The sequence below is a fragment of the Piscinibacter sp. genome, from assembly GCF_050175855.1.
GTDB lineage: Bacteria > Pseudomonadota > Gammaproteobacteria > Burkholderiales > Burkholderiaceae_C > Piscinibacter.
This window is the reverse complement of sequence record NZ_JBFXIO010000334.1, coordinates 1-5787: the sequence shown is the minus strand read 5'-3', so window position 1 is coordinate 5787 and position 5787 is coordinate 1. Positions and strand designations below refer to the sequence as shown.

At 67.1% G+C, this 5787-nt stretch carries 7 protein-coding genes; 3 read left to right on the top strand and 4 right to left on the bottom strand.

All coding sequences use genetic code 11. The features are described 5' to 3' along the window. The 3 genes from AB7U92_RS20615 to AB7U92_RS20605 all read left to right on the top strand — a co-directional run. On the top strand, positions 1-1051 hold a 1051-nt coding region (locus AB7U92_RS20615), incomplete at its 5' end, for an ABC transporter permease (RefSeq protein WP_428581385.1). Between the two features lies 1 nt (position 1052). Then, the gene (locus tag AB7U92_RS20610) at positions 1053-1760 is read left to right on the top strand and encodes an ABC transporter ATP-binding protein (RefSeq protein ID WP_428581382.1); all 708 of its coding nucleotides are present in this window, start codon (positions 1053-1055) and stop codon (positions 1758-1760) included. 45 nt (positions 1761-1805) lie between these two features. Further along, entirely contained in the window at positions 1806-2204 is a 399-nt protein-coding gene (locus AB7U92_RS20605; RefSeq protein ID WP_428581379.1) for a hypothetical protein, read from the top strand. Positions 2205-2373: 169 nt separating this feature from the next. On the opposite strand, the gene ccoG is transcribed toward AB7U92_RS20605, so the two are convergent. The 4 genes from ccoG to AB7U92_RS20585 form a co-directional block, all read right to left on the bottom strand. Continuing rightward, complete coding sequence (gene ccoG, locus AB7U92_RS20600; protein WP_428581376.1) at positions 2374-3840, bottom strand: cytochrome c oxidase accessory protein CcoG; 1467 nt, start codon at positions 3838-3840, stop codon at positions 2374-2376. Positions 3841-3886: 46 nt separating this feature from the next. Further along, a complete protein-coding gene (gene fdxA / locus AB7U92_RS20595; RefSeq protein WP_428581373.1) occupies positions 3887-4210 on the bottom strand; it encodes a ferredoxin FdxA in 324 nt (107 codons plus the stop codon). 18 nt (positions 4211-4228) lie between these two features. Beyond that, a complete protein-coding gene (locus AB7U92_RS20590) occupies positions 4229-4543 on the bottom strand; it encodes a DUF2249 domain-containing protein (protein WP_428581370.1) in 315 nt (104 codons plus the stop codon). A gap of 113 nt (positions 4544-4656) precedes the next feature. Next, on the bottom strand, positions 4657-5787 hold a 1131-nt coding region (locus AB7U92_RS20585; RefSeq protein WP_428581368.1), incomplete at its 5' end, for an NnrS family protein.

Genomic DNA, 5787 nt, shown 5'->3' with positions numbered 1-5787 from the left:
GCAGGACACGCAGGGACCTTACGCGGAATCGTCGAGCCTGCGCGACGACGCCGTGCGCAGTGTGCTCGGACTGCCCGGCGTGGCGCGCGCCGCCAACGTGACCTACCTGACGATGCAGGTGCGGCGCGCCTCGGTCAGCGGCGTGGCGCCGGCGGGCAGCGGTGATGACGATGTGCGCGCGATGGTGGTTGGCTTCGAACCCGGGCAGCCGGGGGAGCCGGGCTACCTGGTGGCCGGGCGGCACATCACCCGCAGCCACTACGAAGCCGTGGCCGACGTGCGCACGGGCTTCACCCTGGGCGAACGCATCCGCATCCGCCGCCACGAGTACACGGTCGTCGGACTGACGCGGCGCATGGTGTCGTCGGGGGGCGACCCGATGGTCTTCATCCCGCTGAAGGACGCTCAGGAAGCGCAGTTCCTGAAGGACAACGACGCCATCGTCAACGAGCGCGCCCGCACCGCGGCCAACCCGAGCCTGAACCGACCGGGCGTGCCGGGGCTGCTGGAGGCGATCCAGGCGTCGCAGGCCAACAACCGCAACGTCAACGCCATCCTCGTGCAGGTGCAGCCCGGCATCGACGCCGAGGCGGTGGCCGAACCGGTGCGCCGATGGAAGCACCTGGAAGCCTTCACGCGCGAGCAGATGGAAGAGATCCTCGTGGCCAAGCTGATCGCCACGTCGGCCAGGCAGATCGGCATGTTCCTGGTGATCCTGGCCATCGTCAGCGCGGCCATCGTGGCCTTCATCATCTACACGATGACGCTGGGCAAGATCCGCGAGATCGCGGTGCTCAAGCTGATCGGCACGCGCAACCGCACCATCGCCGGCATGATCCTGCAGCAGGCTCTGGGACTGGGCCTGATCGGCTTCGTCGTCGGCAAGGTGGCGGCAACCTTCTGGGCGCCGATCTTCCCGAAATACGTGCTGCTGGAGCCGGGCGACGCGGTGCGCGGGCTGGTGGCGGTGGTGGTGATCTGCGCGCTGGCCAGCACGCTGGCGATCCGCGTCGCGCTGAAGGTCGACCCGGCCGCGGCGATCGGAGGCTGAGGTGGGCGAACTCGGCATCCGCATCGAGCACCTGCGCAAGCGCTACGGCGAGGGCGACACCGCCGTCGACGCGCTGAAGGACGTGAACATGACCGTGGCGCCCGGCGAGGTGGTGGGTCTGATCGGACCATCGGGTTCGGGCAAAAGCACGCTGTTGAAGTGCCTGGGCGCGGTCATCGAGCCGAGCGGCGGTCGAATGGTGCTGGGTGGCGAGGCCATCTACGACGACGGCTGGAAAATCCCGGACCTGCGCGCGCTGCGGCGCGACAGCATCGGCTTCGTCTTCCAGGCGCCCTACCTGATCCCGTTCCTCGACGTGACCGACAACGTGGCCCTGCTGCCGATGCTGGCGGGGCGACCGAATGCCGAGGCCCGGACACGCGCACGCGAACTCCTGGAGGCCCTGGACGTCGACCACCGCGCCGGCGCGCAGCCTTCGGAGCTGTCCGGCGGCGAGCAGCAGCGCGTGTCGATCGCGCGTGCGCTCGCCAATCGGCCGCCGGTGATCCTTGCGGACGAACCGACGGCACCGCTGGACAGCGAGCGCGCGCTGGCCGTGGTGCGCATCCTCAATCAGATGGCGGTGCAGTACCACACGGCAGTGATCGTGGTCACGCACGACGAGAAGATCATCCCGACCTTCAAGCGGATTTATCACATCCGCGACGGCCGGACCGAAGAAGAGGCGGGGCAAGGCTTGAGCCTCTGACCCGAGCCAGCCCGGTTTCAGCAGCCGTCAACCAGGAGCAAGAGTGTGAGCACATCCAAGGCGGACTGGCTGGTGAAGTCACTGGCAGGGGTCGCAGTGCTCTTCGGGTTGCTAACGGTCCTGTCCGGCGGTCGCACACTGTTCGGTGGCGAAGCGGCGCGCCTGGCGGCCGGGGCCATAGTGCCCTTCGTGCTCTGGTTCAACTTCGTCGCCGGGTTCGCCTACGTGACCTGCGGTCTGGGGCTTTGGCAGCGGCGGCGCTGGGCGGTACCGCTGGCCGTCTTCATCGCCGCCGCAACCGGCCTGGTCTTCGCCGCCTTCGGCGTCCATGCATGGATTGGTGGTGCCTACGAGACGCGAACCGTCGGCGCGATGACGCTGCGCACGTTACTGTGGGCGGGTATTGCAGCAACCGCCCACCGCGTGCTAAGGCAACTCATCTGACTGAACGGCAGGCACCAGGTGGCGACCGAAGGTGACCAAGTCGGGCCCGTCGGCTGGTCTATCAGCACTGAGCGAACCCAGTCCTGTCAAGCCTCGGCGAACGAATCGCGCACTACCGCATCCGCGCTGCTGCGCCGCGCCTTCGCGCAACAGCTTGGGCCCCCGCAGTTCAGCGGGGGATGAAGAACGTCGACTTCTCGAACTGGATGGCCGATCGGTCTGCGCTGGTGCCGGAGGTGGGCTCCACGCCCGTGACCGCAAACATCACGGGCACCGACCGGCCTGCGAGCCCTTGCGCCACGACGAATGGTAGGCGCAAGCTCACCGACGTCGACGTCACGGCAGCCGGGCCTGCGCTGGCCGGCATTGCCACGACCTCCAACCCGTCGATCCCGGAGGCGGCAACCCGGTAGGTCTGCGGAGCCTCCGTGCGATTCATGATCTGGATGCGGTAGACGTTCTCAACCGCGCCTTCCTCCACCACACGGGCCAACGCGCCACGGTCCTTGACCACATCGAACTTGAACGGGCTGCGCATCGCCACGCTGGCTGCGAAGGTGACGCTGGCCGCCGAAAGCACTGCGCCGTAGATCAGCACACGCGGGCGCAGCGCGCGCTTGAACATCTGCAGCCGTGTCCAGCCGTTCACCACGCCGTTCTCCGTGGAGTAGCGGATGAGCCCTTTGGCATAGCCCATCTTGTCCATCACGTCGTTGCAGACGTCGATGCAGGCTGCGCAGCCGATGCATTCGTTCTGCAGCCCGTTGCGGATGTCGATGCCGGTGGGACACACCTGCACGCACAGCGTGCAGTCGATGCAGTCTCCAAGTCCGTGAGCGGCCGAGTCCGCCTTGCGCGAGCGCGATCCGCGCGGGTCGCCTCGCTTCGCGTCGTAGGTGATGATTAGCGAGTCCTTGTCGATCAAGGCGCTCTGGAAGCGCGCGTAAGGGCACATGTACTTGCACATCTGCTCGCGCAGGAAGCCCGCGTTGCCGTACGTCGCGGCGCCGTAGAACAGGACCCAGAACGCGTTCCAGCCGGACAAGTTCCAGCTCGCCATATCCACTGCGAGCTCGCGGATCGGCGTGAAGTAGCCGACGAAGCTGAACCCGGTGAACAAGGCGATCGACAGCCACGCCGAGTGCTTGGCGCCCTTGCGCCAGATCTTGCGCCACCGCCACGGTTGCTGGTCCAGGCGCATGCGCGCAACCCGGTCGCCCTCGATCTTCCGCTCGGCCCACATGAAGATCTCGGTGTAGACCGTCTGCGGACAGGTGTAGCCGCACCAAAGGCGGCCTGCCACGGCGGTGAAGAAGAACAGCGCCAATGCAGACAGCACCAGGAGTGCCGCCAGGAAGATCAGGTCCTGCGGATAGAGCAGCAGGCCGAAGATATAGAAGCGCTGGGCATCGAGGTCGAACAGCACGGCCTGCCGGCCACTCCACTGCAGCCAAGGCAACCCATAGAACAGAAGCTGCGTCAGCCACACGAACACCCAGCGCCAGTTCGCGAACCAACCCTTGACCGCCCGAGGGTAGATCGTCGGCTGCTTCTGGTACATCGAGACGAACTGAGCGCTGTCCTCTACTTCAGCGCTCGCTGACATGATGGGGATAACCTTCGCGGGCTTGGACATGCTCAGCGCTCGCGGGGAATCCGGCGGTAAGAGGTCGAGGCTCGAGTCATCGCTTCAGCTCGTCGAGCTTGCGCTCGATCCGGCTCCATTCCTCGGCATCGGGCAGTGCCAGCTTGGTCTTCGTGATGGGCTTCCACTCCCTGGAAAGCTCGGCGTTCAGCGCGGTGAAGTGCTGTTGATCCGTGGGCACGTCTTCCTCACCAAAGATCGCATTCACCGGGCACTCGGGCACGCAGACCGCGCAGTCGATGCACTCGTCCGGGTCGATGACCAGGAAGTTCGGCCCCTCCCGGAACGCATCGACCGGACAGACGTCGACGCAATCGGTGTACTTGCACCGGATGCAGGCCTCGGTGACGACGAAGGTCATCGTGCACGGCGCCCGAGGTCAGCCGCAGCAGGCGCCGCCCGAGCAGCAGGAATCGCCTCGCGCGACCGGTTGCGCGTTGACGGCGTCCGCGGTGCGGGCGATCTGGATGCGCCAGACCGACGGGCCGGCCTCCAGCACCGTCCACTCGAACTGCCCGTACGAACGGTCATCGAACTGGTAGTGCAAGGGTTGCGGGTTGTGGTCATTCACCAGCTGCAGCGCCTGCCCGACGGCCAGGCCGTCGAAGCGGCCGAAGATCAGCGGGTGGCGCTCGCGGGGCGGGATGGTCCGCAGATCGAGCACATGGGTCGGTTGGATCAGGGTGGCAGTCATCGGGACCTTTCAGGGGAGTTGGGCATCACCGCGAGCGCAGCCGCGCCTTGGTGATGCGTTGAAAAACTTCAGGCTGGGATCGGCTTGTAGAAGAGCCCGAGCGCTGCGTCGCGTCACCCATCCTTGCCGTCTAGCCGGCTGGCCACCAGCCAGGGGCCGAAGCGCCAAAGGTAGAGGGTGAACGCCAGCGCCCAGGCGACTGCCGCCGCGATCAGCGCGTCGGCAGCGAGTGCCGGTGCAAGCATCGGCAGGGCCACGCGGACCACTGCTGCAGCCAGGACCAGCAGATAGGCCGTCACTTCAAGCCGTGACGCCTTGAGTGGACGGCCGGTATGGCCGCGCGCGGTCCGGGTGATCATGCCAACGATGAGTCCAGCCGTGGCGCCGACGGCAAGGGCATGGATGCCGGCAGATGTCGACACGAAGCCCATTTGAGCGGCTGCGAGCAGCGCGAAGCCCAAGGGCAGCCAGGCGTAGGCCATATGCAGCACCCACAGGATGGGCCGCGCCTTCGTGCGCCAGGGCTGCCAGTGCCACAGCCGAAATGTGTGCAGCAGGGCCGCCAAGCTGAGGCCTGCAGCCGTGATCGGGTTGACGGGCAACAGCACCCAGGCCGCCAGCGACAACGCGGTCGTGGCCAGCGCAGCACGCTCGAGCCAAGGCGGCGTCTGGAGTTGCCGACCCGGCAGTGCCGACATCGTGAAGGCCGGGATGACGCGCCCGGCGATCACGCACTCGATCGTCACGATCAAAGCGAGGCCGGCGTGCAGCGCGCGCAGGGGGTCGATGCTGAACCATCCCAGCGTCGCCGCATGAAACGCGAGGTTGGAGGACGCCAGCAGCACGACCACGGCACCCAACGGGAGATTGCGGCGGTTCCCCGACTTCCAGAGCACCCGCAGCAACACTCCGGCCACCCAAGGCAGCAACAGGGCATCGAGCAACGCGTACACGGCGTACGGCGCACCAAGCGCTGCCAGCCGCGCCGCTAGCCAGATTGCCGCCATGACGGCCAGGGTGGCGCCGCGCGGCGTGGACAAGCCGGTCCAGGCCTTTCCGGCCGTCAGCAGGAAACCCACGATCACCGCGACCGCAAAGCCGAACAGCATCTCGTGGGTGTGCCACAACAGCGGGGGCATCGTCGCCGGCAGCGCCGCCACGCCCAGAACGGCTGCGACCCAGTACGGCACCGCGAGCGCCGCGAAGGCCGCCGCGCCGAGGTAGAACGGACGGAAGCCCAGCCG